We start from the raw sequence: 16,863 nt of genomic DNA, 5'->3' as shown, positions 1-16,863 counted from the left end.
ATGATCAAATTTACCTCAAACCACTAAAATTAATTAGTATAAAAACGTCAGTAATTAGTAAAAATCCTTCTTAGCGTTCACTGTCGCTGTTTATTGCTGATAGTTATGAATACTATATATTATTTACCTGACCATAAATTACTATCTTGCACGGTCTTTTTTAATTTTGGATAGCACTACAAAACCATATTTACCAGCACTTACAGGACTACGTGCCATTTCGGCTTGGATGGTATTTCTTCACCATTTCAATCCTCTCTTTGGCACTAATTATCCCTCCATTCTCATCAAGACGATAAATGAACTACACATAGGAGTAACGATTTTCTTTGTTCTTAGTAGGTTTATCATAACTTATAATTATTTATCACCTCCTCAAATCAATTTCCGAACTTATCTGTGGAGACGCTTCACTCGGATATATCCATTATACTTTTTACTTACCCTTGGTACCTATGCCATAATATTTACCTATTATGGAGAGCTCAAAACCTTTCAATGGTGGGCTTTAGGCATGAATATAACAATGCTAAAAGGCCTGTTCAATGACTTTATCTTTACAGGAATTGCTCAATCGTGGACATTGACAGTCGAGGAGTCATTCTACCTTTCCGCCCCTTTTATAGCTCATTTTCTCTTCAAAAAGCCTATCAATTACTCGGTATTTTTGATTATTAGTTCCATAACGTTTACAGGAATACTATTAACGATTTTGTCATACGATTTTCCATTTGAGCCTTTACCGAATGTAAAATTCATGTTCCATTTTACTTTTTTTGGACGCATCACTGAATTTGTCGCAGGTATGTTATTGGCCAAATGCTTTGTAAATAAAACAAGGACTTCATTTATGTATTTCACCCAATTTGGAACTGGGTTTATTCTGCTATCCTTGGTATGCCTAGCGATTTTGTCCAAAGGTGACTCCACAGGTGATAACTCTTGGCTTGGCATAATAACCAACAATATTATGTTACCAATATTTGGTATATGCCCCCTATTATGGGGGCTTATTCAGGAAAAGACATGGCTAAGAGATGCGTTATCTTCCCCTATTTTCATCTTAATGGGCAATAGTAGCTTTGCTTTCTATTTGATTCACATGGGAATATTCAAAAACTATTTGTCCCTACACATACCCAACTTGGGATTGCAGTTTATAATCCTACAACTGTCGGCCATTCTTTTATATAAATGCATTGAGCAACCGTTAAAAATCATCTTACGGTAACGTGTTTAATGGATTATAACAATGGAGACAATTTTGGTGTAGGCATAGTTATCATCCGTGCCGATGGCACTCCTTCGGGAGGTTGAGGAGCGCTTGAGCTCCTGCGGATGAATCCGCAGGTTACTAAATTCATCGTGCCGCTGGCACTTTTTTTCCCGATTTATACATTGGAAACCGCAGTAGCCTATCTTCCCGAATGGCTGGATAGGCTGAAAGAATGATGAGTTGATTTGGCTCGTACACGCCTTCGCAACCATCTGCTCATATAAAGCGTTTGCCGTGGTTGAGGTCAAACCCTGAATATACGTAACCAACTGAGCATCCCGCCTCATCCGCCTTTGGCAGAGGGTCATATAGAAGGTGCAAGTGACCACCTGCTCCAAAAATGACTACACAAAAAAGGGAAGTTCCTGAGGAACGGCAGATATAAATGCAAATAGGAACACTTTTTTAAAATACGTTTGCCCTGTCTTTTCCCTTGACTCTAACCATTCTTCCTCTAATTAATATTAACTTTGGCTTTTTGTGAATAAAGGTTGTAAAAAAACGAAAAGTGATGTCTCATTTTGTCTGACCTTTACGTACTGTTACCACTAGCGGCTTATTTAAGCAGAAAACAATGCCAGAAAAAAGGAGCATTTCGGTCATCATCCCAAACTATAACGGAAAGCATCTGCTGGAAAGATACCTTCCTGCCACACTGGAAGCTATTGAGCAAGCAGGAGTTTCTGCTGAGGTAATCGTAGTGGATGATGCCTCCGATGATGATTCAGTAGCCTTTGTGGACAATCATTTTCCCAGTGTGCAAGTACTGGTCAATCCCAAAAACAGGGGATTCTCCTATACCTGCAATCAAGGCATCAAGGCTGCCCAATATGACCTGGTCATGTTGCTCAATTCTGATGTGGCCTTGGAGAAAGACTACTTTGACCGGTTATGGAGGTATTTTGACCATTCGGACACTTTTGGTGTGATGGGGCAGATCATCAATAGCCAAGGCAAAACAGAAGATGCCGCCAGGATGATGGCCTTCCAGGGAATGAAGTTTAAGGCCACGCATTTCTACCATTCCAAGGATCCGGAAAAGTGGCTGCCCACCGCCTACCTTTCCGGTGCCAATGCCCTGATCGATCGTAAAAAACTGCTCGAACTGGAAGGTTTTGATGAAATCTATTCCCCCTTTTACGTGGAAGACGTGGATCTCAGCTTCAGGGCTTGGCGAATGGGCTGGAAGTGCTATTATGACCACCAATCCATCTGCCATCACGAAGTCTCCTCCACCACCAAAAAACACCATACCAAAAAGAAGCTCTATCCCGTTCTTTATAGAAACAAGTTTATCCTACAAGCCATCCATTTGGATGGAATGGACCTATGGAAGTGGCGTTTTCAGCTGATCCTCGTGGAAATAATGCCACGGGTACTGCTCGGAAAATGGTGGATCATCAAGGCCTATTTGGCCTACAGGAAAAAACAACCTGAGATCGCACACTCCAAAACCAAATTGAAAAAGCTCATGCAAAAACATCAAGGACAAAAAAGCCTGTTTGACATCAAGAAAGAGGTTTTTGATACGGTAAAGAGTTAGTAGGTTGGAATGGGAACCCGTCATACGAACGCAGCGACAGCGGAATGAAGCAATCTCGTCTTCGAAACAGGGGACTGCCACGTCGTTCCTCCTCGCAGTGACGAAATAGGAAAACGTCATTGCGAACGGAGAGCAGCGGAGTGAAGCAATCTCGTCTTCTGGACAGGGGACTGCCGCGTCGTTCCTCCTCGCAGTGACGGGAAGACTCGGGGTTGCGTAGTCATACTCATGACTAGTCTAGAATTATGTACCTTTGCAGGAAAGTACAGCTGTATGAATCCGGCGAAAAGCCGAAAAAAACGTAGAATAAATACACGTGAAAACCTATTTAAGATTATTGGCGTTTGCCAAACCGATTGAGAAGTTTGCCATTCCCTACTTGATTTTCACCTTGTTGGGAGTCATCTTCAATACGCTGAACCTGGCACTGTTGGCTCCCTTGCTGAGCACGCTCTTCAACACCAACGGTGATGCAGCAGTGGCGAAACCTGAAAGTTGGACCGATGTCTTTGGCTATCTGAACTTCTATGCCAATGAGGTAAAAATAGAATATGGCGCCCTCGGAGCATTGCAGATGGTCTGTGCGGTGATCATCGCATCAGTGATACTGGGCAACCTGTTTCGGTATTTCAGCCAGCTGGTGATGGAAAACCTCCGGATCCACACCTTGCTCAACCTCCGCAAAAAGGTCTTTGACAATGTCATGAACCTGCATGTGGGTTACTTCAGCAACCAACGAAAGGGAGACATCATCTCGAAGATATCCTCTGATGTACAGGTGGTACAGTTTTCGGTGACAGGCACCTTACAGGTGATCTTTAAAGAGCCGCTCCAATTGCTGGCCTATATCTTTATGCTTTTTGCCATATCCTACAAGCTGACCATTTTCTCCCTGTTGGTGATTCCCGTTTCGGCGTTTGTCATTGCACAGATCGTCAAGCGCCTTAAAGCCCAGGCCAGCCAGGCACAGCACTTGTACGGTGTCATGATCAGTTACCTGGACGAGGCCCTTTCCGGGATCAAGATCATCAAGGCCTTTAACGCCACCGAAATGATCAAGGACAAATTCCATGATGAGAATGTCAAGTATTCTTCACTGGGCAAAAAGATGGCCAAAAGGCAGCAGCTTAGTTCGCCCGTCTCCGAAACCCTCGGTGTGGCCATGGTTTCCGGGATCGTGCTTTATGGTGGCTCGTTGATCATCAACAACCAGTCCGAACTCAGCGCCTCGGACTTTATCGCTTACATTGCTTTATTCAGCCAAGTAATGCGCCCAGCCAAAGCCCTGACCAATGCCTTCAGCTCCATCCATTCAGGCCTTGCTGCCGGAGAAAGGGTGCTGGACCTGATCGATGAAAAGCCGGCCATTTCGGACAAAAAGGATGCAACCGAAATAACTAATTTCAACGATAAAATTGACATCCAAGACCTATCCTTTTCCTATCCGGGACGTCCGGTACTGAAGGATATCAACCTTACCATTCCAAAAGGGAAGATGGTGGCTTTGGTAGGCCCTTCTGGAGGCGGAAAATCCACCATGATGGACCTTATCCCCCGCTTTATCGAACCGGACAGTGGTCAGGTGCTGATCGATGGCACGGACATCGCCCATGTCACCATGGATTCCCTGCGCAACATGATGGGCATGGTCAACCAAGAGTCCATCCTCTTTAACGACACCATCTTTAACAACATCGCTTTCGGTACGCCCAAAGCTACCGCCGAGGAAGTGGAAGCCGCTGCCAGAATCGCCAATGCGCACGAATTCATCATGCAAAGTGAGGAAGGCTACCAATCCAACATGGGCGATAGAGGGCTGAAGCTCTCAGGAGGGCAAAAGCAACGCATCTGCATCGCCCGGGCAGTGCTGAAAAATCCACCGATCATGCTCTTGGACGAGGCTACTTCCGCCTTGGACACGGAGTCCGAAAAACTGGTACAGGACGCCCTGAACAAACTGATGAAAAACCGTACGTCCCTGGTGATCGCCCACCGGCTGAGCACCATCCAAAATGCGGACATCATCGTCGTCCTCGAAGAAGGCCGCATCATCGAGCAAGGCAACCACCAGCAGCTGATCGCCCAAGAAGGGCTATACAGCAAATTAGTGAATATGCAACAGTTTAGTGAAGTAGAAGAGTAATTATGGAAAATCCAATGCGGCCATCAAAAGTAATTTCGGAAAAAGCAGAATACCCGTTTCAGTTTTCAATCTGTACCCTTGTCACTGATCACCAAGAATACAGTGAAATGAAAGGTTCATGCATTGAAGCAGGCTTTGGTGAAGATGATTGTGAATACCTTATCATTGATAATTCTACCGGTAATGCTATAGATGCCTATAAAGGGCTCAACTTATTTCTTCAACAGGCGCAAGGAAGGTATATCATCATCTGCCACCAAGACATCATTATGCATGATGATAGGAGACCGGTCTTAGAAGATAAAATAAATGAAATCAACCAAAAGGATCCTAAATGGGGAGTTTTGGGGAATGCTGGTGGTGTAAATCTCAAGTATCAAGTAGTAAACCTTACGAGAGGTAACGGAGAAAAGCTAACGGAGAAACACGCTCCAATACAAGTAATGTCGGTTGACGAAAACTTTATGCTACTCAAAAAAAGTGCGAATTTAGCATTATCCAGAGATTTGTCCGGGTTCCACATGTATGGAGCAGATATTTGTACAATTGCTGATGTGCTAGGATTCACCTGTTATGTTATCCCCTTCAACATAATCCATAAAAGTGATGGAAACATTAACAAAACCTTTTACGACGGGAAAAAAGAATTTATTAAAAAATATAAACGAGCATTCAGGTCACGGTTTCTATCAACGACTGTAACCCGACTTTATTTAAACTCCTCAACATGGAAGACTTATATTTTAAATAAACCATTTTTCATATTCCTTTTCAAGCAATATTATAAACTTATAAAAGTAAAAAAGCCATATTCCATCAAATACAAACAAGCCGAAAAATAACCCCTCTTAATCTTTGAGCTTTATAAAATGAAAAAAGTTTCAATTATAATACCAGTTTACAATTATGGTCATTTGGTAGAAGAAACATTGAAAAATTTAACTGATCAATCATATTATAATTGGGAAGCGATTATTATTGATGATGGATCAATAGATGAAACCCGCCTAATAGTTGAAAAATTCAAACAGCAGGATAAGAGGTTTATATATCTGAATCAAAAAAATAAGGGAGTATCTTCAGCAAGAAACTTAGGTTTAAAACATTCGTCAGGCGACTACATACAATTTTTAGATGGTGATGACCTCTTAAGTAAACACAAGATATCTCTCCAAGTCGAACATTTAGAACTAAATCCAGCGTTGGATATAAGTTATACTAAATCCTTTTATTTCTTGGATAAAAATCCAGGGGAGTTATTCTTAGATAATGGAGGTAAAAATGTAGATTGGATGCATAAATTAAGTGGAAAAGGATTCAATATAGTTCACTCACTAATAACGCAAAACCTTTGCGTTATTAGTAGTCCATTACTTAAGAAAGATATCTTAGATTCAGGAGTGGTATTCACTGAGGGTACTGCTTATTTAGAAGATTGGGAATTCTGGCTGAAATTATCATTTTTCAAAAATTCATTTGAATTTTTCCACCATCCCAAAGCCTTCACTAAAATACGATTACATACAAAAAGTGTGAGCAGTCGTTATAATATTAAAATGAAGGAGTCTCATCTAATACTAAGAAAGAAAATCATTCAACTAATCGCCTATTCAGATTTTGAAGAAAGCCAAAAAGATTTCTTGGTTAAACTAAATATGAAATGTAGAAATTCGGAATTAAAAAGGTTGATTTGTGAAATTGGGCTCTTAAACATAAATGAGCTGGTAAAGCTCCAGAAAAAACATACATCACCACTCACTTTTTTCAAGAACTATATCAAAGCAATTAATCATTATAGGAAGGAATTATTTTAACATGAATCACAGCATTGAAATAGATATTGTCATATTAAGTTATGCTAAGGACGAGTCTTTGCGCAAAACAACAGAAAACGCATTGGAGTCTTTAATGTCATCTGAATCAGATTCTGCAGTAAAATTCAATGTATTTGTAATTGAGTCTGTCAAATCTCAACCGAGATATAATTTTCCAAATACCGTAACAATATATCCCAACAAAAAATTTGGTTATCATAAATTCATGAACATTGGAATTAAAATGGGCACTAGTCCCTATGTTTGTATTTGTAACAACGACCTAATTTTCCATAAAACCTGGGCTTCGGAAATCGTAAGAGCATTTGAAAATGATCCTCATCTAAGCAGTGCCTCTCCCGCATGTTCCATTCATCATCCCGATCATGGAATAAAAATCAATAATGGCTTGCTTTACGGGTATGAGGTGCGAAAAGAATTGATAGGCTGGTGTTTGTTTTTTAAAAGAGAAATGCTAAATATCACAGGTAAGCTTGATCCAAAATTCAAATTTTGGTTTGCAGATAATGACTATAGCATGACCCTTCAAAAGCATGGATTAAAACACGCATTGGTTACCTCATCAGTTGTTGACCATTTAGAAAGCCAGACACTTAATACCAAAAGCGAAAAGGAAAAGAGAAAACTCACTGCAAGGGAGCGGTTTTATTACGAATATAAATGGGAAGGCAGAAGTTTATTTTCCTATCTCAATAGATTAAGAAAATTTAAATAGCATTATGGAATCCGCTAATAAATTAGTATCCATTATTATCCCAACCTACAACTACGGTAGGTTTTTACCCCAAACAATTAGTAATCTAAAAACACAATCCTACCCACATTGGGAAGCTATTATTGTTGACGATGGATCTACAGATAAAACTGAAGAAATAATAAATGAAGCATGCTTGGAGGACAAAAGGTTCAAATATATAAAACAAGAAAACCAAGGCGTTTCTGTTGCAAGGAATACGGGAATTAAGGCTGCAACCGGTCAATTTATTCAATTTTTGGACGCCGATGACTTACTAAGCAAGGACAAACTTTACCTTCAAGTGCAGCATATGCTTTTAAACCCAAATATTGACATCAGCTACGTGAGCAATCAGTATTTTGCAGATAATTATCCGGATAAACTATTTCCTGATAAAGAACTAACTGGAACTGAATGGGTGCTGAAAATTGATGCTAATGGTTTTGAAGCTATTAAATCTCTTGTGGACAGAAATATTGCTGTAATAAGCAGCCCTCTTATGAGAGCTTCCGCATTGTCTCTCTCGAGTGGATTCCCTACGGGAGTTAAGCACCTGGAAGACTGGGAGTTTTGGCTGGAATTAGCTTTAAAAAATGCACATTACCAGTTTTTTCCTAACCCAAAAGCAACAACTTTAATCAGGGTACATTCTAAAAGTGCAAGTTATGAAATCAATGAAATGCAATTGAGAGATATTTCTTTCCGAAAAAAAATTACACAGTATTTGAAAAATGCCACATTGTCCAAATTAGAGTATAATGATATTTTAAAGGTAAACACCAAGAAGAGGAATAATCTGATAAAAGAGTTAATGTATAAAATCCCTTTAGGAAATAAGGACTTGCTTAATAAAATAAAACAAATCACCCCCCGATCAACATTTTACAGATTCTATATAAAGTATTTAAACTATCAAAGAAAATTATTCATCAAGAACATCCAAAAAAAACTATCTCTAAAAGCGTCAAAATGATAACTAATGTTTAAAAATAAATTAATTTCCATTATCATCCCATCCTACAACTACGGTAGATTTTTACCCCAAACAATTAGTAATCTAAAAGAACAATCCTATCCAAACTGGGAAGCGATTATTATAGATGATGGATCAACAGATAATACGGAAGAGGTAGCTTTACGCTCTATTGCCGGCGACGAACGTTTTAAATACGAACGAATAAAGAACAAAGGAAATGCTGGCGCCAGAAATATTGGATTGGACTTGGCCAAAGGAGATTATATTCAATTTTTAGATGCCGACGATTTTCTTAGTCAGCGAAAGTTGGAATTTCAATTAAAAGAGTTGAATCATAAAAAGGAAAACGTGATTTCCTATACCAATAATGTTTACTTCAAGGATGGCAAACCAGATAACCACTATCCGGATTTTAATATGCAGGGATTCGAATGGATTCCCAAAATTTCCGGTCAAGGACATAAAGTATTGAACACCTTAATGAATAATAATTTTGCAGTGATCAGTAGTCCTCTCATCAGTCATGTTTTCTTAAAAGAGAATAAAATAAAGTTTCCAGAAAATCTCGGAAGTAAGGTGGACTGGATATTTTGGATTGAATGTGTCCTGTCAGGGGCTTCCTTGGAATATTTGGATAACCCTGAGGCAATCACCCTCATACGAAGACATGATCAAAGCATCACTGTAAAGAGCAATGTCTCAAAATTTGGAGAAATCCATGCAAGAACTCTTATTCACGAAAAACTGGTTAAAGCAAAATTAGGTAAAGAAGAAAGACAAGCGTTGGTTAATGAAAACAACCTTCGAAAAACACTCCTATTAAAGAACCATTTTTATCATAGTTCCCTCTCCAGTTTCGAAACACTCGCATCGCTTTTCAAGAATACGGATATCATCACTTTTACAAAGTACTTTTTTAAAGGCCTAAATTTTAAGAGAAAGCAGCATTCAAAAAGAATCCCTCTTGACTAATTTTCAGAGGGATTCTTTTCTTTATACTAGTTTTAAATTATCAAGGGTATGCATAAAAAGCTACATGCTCTCTTTTCCATTTTCCACCCCCACCAGCTGTAGAACCAACATCGAAATTATAATAATGGTCCGCTGCATCACTATTATAATATGAATAAACTGGCTGAGTTCCTGGAACTTTAGTATCGAAAGCATAAAATGCTATATATTCTCTTTGCCAAGCACCAATTGAAGGCTGATTATCAAAGGTATAAAGATGATCTTGCCCCGTTCCATTCCAATATTGATAAACAGGTTTTGCATCTTCACGATCTGCAGGAACACCATAAAAGACCCTTCCTTCTACACTCCAATTTCCTCCTCCTGCTGTTGGAGAATAACTTGTTCTATAAAAGTGGTCTTTTGCTCCATCGCTCCAATAACTAAAAACTTCTACTTTACACTCCCTTTCCTCATAATCAGCAGAAATATTAATCGTCCCAGTGTAATGGGTACTTAAATTCCTCAATTTGTAGGAAATAATGGCACCCCTTGAATCATTGGTCATTTCTCCTCCTTGACTAACATAATCCTTTAGCCCCTCGTAGCCATTCACAAAAACATAAGCAGCATCTCCTGAGGATCCGCCATGAATAAGTGTTTTAATTCTGGAAGTATTTAGAATATTCTTCTGGGCAGTACTGACATTTCCGCTTCCATTTGCCAGGAAGTTAAAACTGGCTTCAAGAGCAGCTCCCACAGAATCGGAAGAATGAGTAGATTCAGCAAAAAACAACGCGACCCTTCCATAAGTAAGCTCGGATACGTACATAGGAGAATAGCTACCAAAGATACTTGGGTCGGGATATTCTTCTATATAAACACCATCAGAAGGACGATCAGCAGTTACAGTAAAGTATTCCTGAACAAACTTACCAACGGTTACAGTCTTGGTCCTTTCTTGATCCAGCTTAAAATCCGTTGAAATGTTAGAAAACTTCCAAACGCCAAAATTAGCTCCTACAGCCACTTTTAGATGTTCTTCTGACTTCACCTCTGAAGTTGTGAAATTGACGTAGGCTGGCTGAGAGCCGCTTATGGGTTTAGCTTCCATTTCGCCCAAAGCATTCACATAATTACTGTAAGTAGGCTCAATCCATTTATTCTTAGCACCAGTCATTCCTCTAATATCGAAAACGATATTAAGAGGTCTTTTCGTAACTCCTAAAATTTCCTTGTAATCGCCGGACAGTACACTTTCAGCGGTCAACAATGACCCAGGGTAGATTAGCCCATCAGTTCCCTTCTCAAGTAATGTCAAACTTGAAAAACATTTAGTAACCGTAATGGTTTGCTCAGAACAATTCGTACTGGCATTCTCCCCTTCCATTCCCTTCTTTTCCTTTACCACCAGACCTTCAGCCGTCTGGGAGATGGTAGGCATCGATCTAAAAGGGTTTTCTGAATTGTCAAAGGAACGATCTTGGGTCGTTTGCGGATCCAACTCTTCTTCCTATTGACATGAGTAGAGTGCCATCGCCATAAAGACGATCAATAATAATTTCTTCTTCATAATAATTGATAATTTTATTTAAATTAAAGGCTCTATATGGATTTCAGTGGGTAGATTATTTTATCAAAAATCCTGATGATTAATCATCACCTCGTAAAATAGCCCCAAGGACATCATCCACCTAGCCGCTATTGGACGTGAAGTAATTAAACCCGTTTTATCAATGTCGTTTAGTTAAAGGGATTTTCCAATACGGATCGTCCATTGAGAAAATTATGGTTTTAGTCCATGGTCTTTTTAAACTTGTATAAAATGGATCCGCCTTGCAGGTATTGGGCGTTAAGAAATTAAAAAGCGGGTAGGCAAGAAGGCAGGCTTGTTTGACGAAATGGTGGAAAAAATGGTTGTTGGAAGCTAAACACGAGGAGTTTGCCTGCATGTGGGCGAGGTTTGATTTTAGCCCAATAGATGCACAGCGGCGGGGTTTTTTGGTTACTTTTTTGACCTGAAGCAAAAAAGTGACAAAGGTAAAGGGATGAAAACCACCTAGGGATTTAGCTAGAAACCTCAGTTCGATTATAAAACCGTCACTGCGAGGCTTAGAGGGAGGCCTGAGCGGGTGGAAGCCGTGGCAGTCTCAGTATTTCGGGATTGCCACACCCTTTTCCAACCCACATCCTCTTAAAAAGGGTATGACGCTTTTAATACTAAAATTAAGTCGAGCTCAGGTTAATACTTACCCACACTAAATCATATAGAACCAAATTAAAATGAAATTTAAATAACTAATATTTGTAAAAATATTTTCCACTATACTTGTAATATCCCCAAGTTATAGCAAAACGCTGTTTTTGATTTTCTAGTGAAGAAACTAATTGCGTGGGTTGATATTATTATTTAGAAAACCTTTTATACTTCAGGAAGTGGTCTGTGGTTCCATCTCTTCCAGCAACCCTTCATTCCATAAGAGGCCTTCTGATGAGACACTGGACGTTTTCTTACAGGCACTAGCTAAAAAAGTAAATGATTGGTAATCTCGGATATACACTACTTCAATCTTCCAAAGCAACAGGCTCCTCGTAGGTTACTTCTTTTTCAAAGATTATGGAAGTATGATCTTTCAAGTCTCTTACAGAGAACCCTAAAATTGTTCCATCACCGTCCTCCATATAATCACCTTTTCCTAAATAAAAATCCTCCAAAAAATCAGCATCCCCCATACCTTCATAATATTTTTTTACTCCCGGTTCATTTCGAATAGAATAACATATAATTTTAATTCCGGCTAATACGTTAATTTCTTCATCTGAAAGCTCCTCTCCGGTCATGGCCGTACCCATGATATCATGTATCAAATAATGGGGATATTCTGATTCATACAGTATGATATCTAATCGGCCAAAATCTACCGAGCTAATCACCGCAGCATCCAAACCACTTAATTCATCGCTATGAAGGTCTTCTTCAACGTATATTCCATCTTCCGGGACAGACATAGCGTAATTATAATTATCCCTTTTCGCATAAAGCACTCCTCTCGATTTTAGGTCTTTCTTATCAAAATTGATTGTTTCCAGTGCTTCATCAAAGCGGTCTCCTTTATAATTATCCAAAATGTATTTAAAATGCCCCTTGGAATAAATGGGTATTGCCTGATAATAAAATGTTGAAAAATTATCATCAATTGGCCTCTTTCCTTCCACAAGACCTGTATGAAACTCAAAAAAATTATAATAAGAAGGAATAATCTCAGTGACTGTACTAATGCCCTTTATAAATAAATCACCCACAACGGGAACCTTCACTTTAGAATAATCACTTATTTCGATCGCTTTTCCCTCTCTAATAGCGCTTAATTTTAAAATTGAGCCTGGATAAATTGATGTTTCCGAAAAGTCAAAAGCAATAATATCACTGTATTCCGAAGATAAACCTCGATTTTTGTAAATGATTTTCTGTTCCTTTTCATCATCTTTTTCCTCCCCAACAGGATTCACCTCTTCATCCTCCTGACATGAAAACATCCCCAATACCAGTACACTTAAAACAAAAAACTTGCGCATAAACCTCTGAAATTTTATATTATAAATTGCGAAGCCCAAAAATATGCAATTATCGCCTAACTTTAATTGCCATTCATGGATATTATCCCAATACGCAAACCTGAGAAGAAATTCGACACGCTTTAGAAAAAAATAGTGGCAATCTAAATTTCTAATGCTACAACCGATACCGAAATCACGCCTGAAGTCAATCAGGCCTATCTGGCCATGGAAAATATTTAAATACATTTTTATTTATTTAAATTTCAATTTTTACTATATTTACAACAAGTCAATTAAGACACCCTCCCCAAAAGAACCTTTTGCTAGTAAGTGAACTAACCACAAAATTTTTGTAGTAATGAAAATTGTTGTCATAGCAGGCCTGAAGCCCAGTCAAGTGATTTATAAATTAAAGCCATTGGCCAAGGTGGACATGGTGGATGAGATATTTTTGATCAGAAAGGAAAATGGGCCTCAATTTGATAAGTTAAAGTATATCATCTTACCAAAACTATTGAGGATCAGGCCATTTTACCTGATGCTCTCACCATTTTTTATGTTTTCAAAAATACGGAAGATCAAGCCTGACCTTATCCTTAGCTACAATTTCAAGCCGCACGGTTTCTTTGCTTACATCTTATCAAAAGTCACCTCTACACCATTTATTTTCAGCGAGATCGATAACCTTACACAGGATTATATGAAAATCTGGCCTGTAGGCAACGTCATCTCCAACGCCATGCATGAGGCCAAGCACCTTAATGTGCCTGGCAACAACACCAAAAACTATTGGCTTGATCAGGGTATTCCTGCAGAAAAAATTTCCATTTTGCACAGTACGATCAATACGAAAGAGGACTTTCTCCCCTCACCCCGGACACCCAAGGAATTTGACTTTATCTATATCGGTGTGCTCGAAGAAAGAAAGAACGTCAACTTGATCATTGAGGCACTTGGGATGTTGAAGCAGAAAGGATTAAAACCACGCTTCCTCGTGGTGGGTAAAGGCCCCATGATGGAACCCCTCCAAGCGCAAGTAAAACAACTGGAGCTGGAAGACCAAGTTCACTTTGCGGGACATAGTCCCCATGTTGTGAAGTTTATCCATCAGTCAAGATTCTTTATCCTTACTTCTAAGGTAGAAGGCATCCCTTGTGCCATGATGGAATCCATGGCTTGCGGACTGCCGGCACTCGGCACGGATGTTGCAGATATTGCTGATATAGTAAACCACGAAACAGGTTTCTTGATCGATAAGCCTGATTCTACCCTTATCAGTGAAGCCATCGAAAAGGCGATGACTCTCACTGATGAAGAATACCACAAACTGTCCCAATCTGCTAGGGACCTGATTGTAAACTACCACTCTCATGAATACGCTACTCTCTCCTGGAACAATTTGTTGAAAACGTCCATCAAAGAGCCTATTTATGAAAAAGTTTAACAAAGTCGATATCCTTGGAGTCCAAGTGGCCGACGTTTCATTCGAAGATACCATTGACTACATTGTAGATGCGGTCAAAAACAAAGAAAAAACTTCCATCTTCACGCCAAACATCAACCTGTTGATCGCGGCACACAAAGACAAACAGTACAAAGATGTGCTCAATACCTCAGGTCTGCTTGTACCCGATGGCAAACCTCTGGTCTGGACATCCAAATGGTTGAACCAGCCCCTTACAGAAAAAGTAAGTGGCTCATCCCTTTTCTTCAAGTTGTGTGAAGTGTCCGCACAGAAAAACATGCGGGTATTTCTCCTCGGTGCGGCACCTGGTGTGGGAGATATTGCCAAGCAAAAACTAGAAAAACAATATCCTGGCCTGACCATTAGCGGGACCTATAGTCCACCTTTTGGATTCGAAAATGATCCTGATGAACTGGATAAAATCGTAAAACTATTGCAAAAAAGCGCTTCGGATGTACTCGTCGTTGGACTGGGAGCCCCAAAACAAGAGCGTTTTATCAGCAAGTATCTAAAGGCCTATGACATCCCTGTCAGCCTTGGTTTGGGCTCGTCCATTGATTATGCGGCAGGGGTACAGAAAATGGCTCCTGAGTGGATCAAGAAGACTGGGTTTGGCTGGCTTTACCGCCTCTTGGACCAACCTGCAAGATTGGGAAAAAGATACTTCTCCGAAGGCCCACTGTATTTTATGCTTATCGCAAAGCAAATTGCCGGGAACAAAAAGGCCAAAGCGGTAAGGATGAATTAGTCATTGGTCATTAACCTGACGCGATTATAAAAGCGTCCCTGCAAGGGACAGGATGTGATTTTTGGGAAGGAGCCGCGGCGAATTGCATCGGCCTTTCCCTGCACATCATCCATTCCTACAGGACTCGTACAAAGATAAATCGTGATCGATTTTATGGCCAAAATCAGGTAAACATGTTTCTACAAGCTTTTCAGCGTGATCCGCTATGACTTTATAATTGGCTCAAAAAAGGTATAATCCTTAACGTTTTTGGTTATGCATCTTAAGTAAGGGAAAGGCCTTAAGTGACCAAAATCGGTTTGGCAGAGTATGACTCCAACACTTCTTCATAGATATTCATCAGGTCGTTGGAAATGATCGTTTCATCAAATCGCTTGATATTTTGAAATCCTTTGGAGATAAACTCAGACCTGACATCCTCTTGGGACATTTTTTCGAGGTGATGGACCAATGTATCGGGACAATCGGGATCTCCATAAAGTGCTGCTTCCCCTCCCGCTTCATGAAAACAAGAACCGGTAGAAGTGATCACTGGTGTCCCCATACTCTGCGCCTCGATAATCGGAATGCCAAAACCCTCAAAATAAGACGGATAAATAAAAACATGGGCCATTTTGTACATCGCAGGAAGATCATCAAAAGCCACATGATGAAGAAAATGCACCCTTTTCTGAAGTCCATATTCTGCTACCATCGCTTTCAAATCATTGATATAGGACGTCGCCCTTCCCACTACCACCAGGGGAATGCTCCAGTCTTGCCGGGCTTTCATGGCCTTTAGGATCAACTGTACATTTTTTCTTTTTTCGATGGTGCTCACAAAGAACAAGTACCGGTCCGGAAGATTATACTTTGCTTTGACACGATGAACCTCTTCCGAGGAGACTTCCTTTTTATAATTTTCGTGATACCCTTGGTACACCACTCTGATCTTGTCCTCATCTATCCCTAAAAAATTGATAAGATCTTTTTTGGTCTGCTGGCTAATGGCAATAACCTGATCGGCATCCCTGCATGATCGCTGCATTTTAATTTTATATATCTGTACATCGATGGGATTGAAAAGTTCTGGATACCGACAAAACAACAGATCATGTACCGTCACCACATATTTGGTAGATTTATTTTTGATATAGGGAATTTCATTGCTCAGGCCGTGAAAGATCTCCAATTCACTATCATAATGTTTTACCCCTTGATAAACACTCCTCCAAGCACTTGACATCACGGGAAGCTTCCACATATTCGTAGGCAGTACAATTTCCTGATTAGGGTTTTTGCAGGCTATCGCCACTTCTTCACTTTTATGCCCATTGACGGGGGTAAAGAGGTAGTAATTGTTTGCAGGAAAATTATCACTGAGGGATTTCAGGATAAAACGGCTATAATTTCCCAAGCCTGTAAAGTTTTTAAAAGCCCTCTTCGCATCAAACCCAATTCTCATACAGCAAGTAGTTTAGTTCGTTGGTCCAGTGTATTGTCTCTATATTATAACGACTAGACGTGGTAAAAAATGATTCTGCTACAAAAGTTATTAAAATATTTATAAAAAAATATTTTTGCAGCTTTTTATTTTAGTAAACTGTCCAATATAGGACCGTTTGTAGGCATCACTGTGGAAATGAAGAAGTT

At 39.7% G+C, this 16,863-nt stretch carries 13 protein-coding genes; 10 read left to right on the top strand and 3 right to left on the bottom strand.

The genetic code is table 11. The features are described from left to right. The first annotated feature begins 166 nt into the window (after positions 1 to 166). The 8 genes from FDP09_RS24295 to FDP09_RS12810 all read left to right on the top strand — a co-directional run bounded on the left by FDP09_RS24295 (position 167) and on the right by FDP09_RS12810 (position 9,481). The gene (locus FDP09_RS24295; RefSeq protein ID WP_137403046.1) at positions 167 to 1,231 is read left to right on the top strand and encodes an acyltransferase family protein; all 1,065 of its coding nucleotides are present in this window, start codon (positions 167 to 169) and stop codon (positions 1,229 to 1,231) included. Positions 1,232 to 1,850: 619 nt separating this feature from the next. Then, positions 1,851 to 2,819 carry a glycosyltransferase family 2 protein gene (locus FDP09_RS12840; RefSeq protein WP_137403045.1) on the top strand — a complete coding sequence of 323 codons (969 nt, stop codon included), beginning with the start codon at positions 1,851 to 1,853 and terminating at the stop codon, positions 2,817 to 2,819. A 316-nt stretch (positions 2,820 to 3,135) separates the two neighbouring features. Then, entirely contained in the window at positions 3,136 to 4,962 is a 1,827-nt protein-coding gene (locus FDP09_RS12835; protein WP_137403044.1) for an ABC transporter ATP-binding protein, read from the top strand. A 2-nt stretch (positions 4,963 to 4,964) separates the two neighbouring features. After that, the gene (locus FDP09_RS12830) at positions 4,965 to 5,804 is read left to right on the top strand and encodes a hypothetical protein (protein WP_137403043.1); all 840 of its coding nucleotides are present in this window, start codon (positions 4,965 to 4,967) and stop codon (positions 5,802 to 5,804) included. Positions 5,805 to 5,831: 27 nt separating this feature from the next. Continuing rightward, positions 5,832 to 6,776 carry a glycosyltransferase family 2 protein gene (locus tag FDP09_RS12825; protein ID WP_137403042.1) on the top strand — a complete coding sequence of 315 codons (945 nt, stop codon included), beginning with the start codon at positions 5,832 to 5,834 and terminating at the stop codon, positions 6,774 to 6,776. Between the two features lies 1 nt (position 6,777). Beyond that, on the top strand, positions 6,778 to 7,512 hold the full coding sequence (locus tag FDP09_RS12820) for a glycosyltransferase family 2 protein (RefSeq protein ID WP_137403041.1): 735 nt from the start codon (positions 6,778 to 6,780) through the stop codon (positions 7,510 to 7,512). A 4-nt stretch (positions 7,513 to 7,516) separates the two neighbouring features. Then, on the top strand, positions 7,517 to 8,506 hold the full coding sequence (locus FDP09_RS12815) for a glycosyltransferase family 2 protein (protein WP_137403040.1): 990 nt from the start codon (positions 7,517 to 7,519) through the stop codon (positions 8,504 to 8,506). Between the two features lie 6 nt (positions 8,507 to 8,512). Beyond that, complete coding sequence (locus tag FDP09_RS12810) at positions 8,513 to 9,481, top strand: glycosyltransferase family 2 protein (RefSeq protein ID WP_137403039.1); 969 nt, start codon at positions 8,513 to 8,515, stop codon at positions 9,479 to 9,481. Positions 9,482 to 9,521: 40 nt separating this feature from the next. Here the strand turns inward: FDP09_RS12810 and FDP09_RS12805 are convergent, their stop codons facing one another. Together FDP09_RS12805 and FDP09_RS12800 are read right to left on the bottom strand one after the other, a co-directional pair. Continuing rightward, positions 9,522 to 10,904, bottom strand: coding sequence for a thiol-activated cytolysin family protein (locus tag FDP09_RS12805; RefSeq protein WP_137403038.1), 1,383 nt, complete (start codon positions 10,902 to 10,904; stop codon positions 9,522 to 9,524). A gap of 1,121 nt (positions 10,905 to 12,025) precedes the next feature. Beyond that, complete coding sequence (locus FDP09_RS12800; protein WP_137403037.1) at positions 12,026 to 13,036, bottom strand: hypothetical protein; 1,011 nt, start codon at positions 13,034 to 13,036, stop codon at positions 12,026 to 12,028. 340 nt (positions 13,037 to 13,376) lie between these two features. Between FDP09_RS12800 and FDP09_RS12795 the strand changes: the two genes are divergently transcribed. Both FDP09_RS12795 and FDP09_RS12790 read left to right on the top strand, forming a co-directional pair. After that, positions 13,377 to 14,462 carry a glycosyltransferase gene (locus FDP09_RS12795; RefSeq protein ID WP_137403036.1) on the top strand — a complete coding sequence of 362 codons (1,086 nt, stop codon included), beginning with the start codon at positions 13,377 to 13,379 and terminating at the stop codon, positions 14,460 to 14,462. After that, a complete protein-coding gene (locus tag FDP09_RS12790) occupies positions 14,449 to 15,231 on the top strand; it encodes a WecB/TagA/CpsF family glycosyltransferase (protein ID WP_137403035.1) in 783 nt (260 codons plus the stop codon). The genes FDP09_RS12795 and FDP09_RS12790 overlap by 14 nt, the downstream gene beginning before the upstream one ends. A gap of 280 nt (positions 15,232 to 15,511) precedes the next feature. On the opposite strand, the gene FDP09_RS12785 is transcribed toward FDP09_RS12790, so the two are convergent. Beyond that, positions 15,512 to 16,675, bottom strand: a complete 1,164-nt coding sequence (locus FDP09_RS12785; RefSeq protein ID WP_137403034.1) for a glycosyltransferase family 4 protein — start codon at positions 16,673 to 16,675, stop codon at positions 15,512 to 15,514. Between the last annotated feature and the right edge of the window lie 188 nt (positions 16,676 to 16,863).

Origin of the sequence: Echinicola rosea (assembly GCF_005281475.1) — a bacterium.
In the GTDB taxonomy this organism is placed as follows: domain Bacteria; phylum Bacteroidota; class Bacteroidia; order Cytophagales; family Cyclobacteriaceae; genus Echinicola; species Echinicola rosea.
Note: the sequence above shows the minus strand (reverse complement) of the source record. Positions and strands in the feature narration are given on the sequence as shown.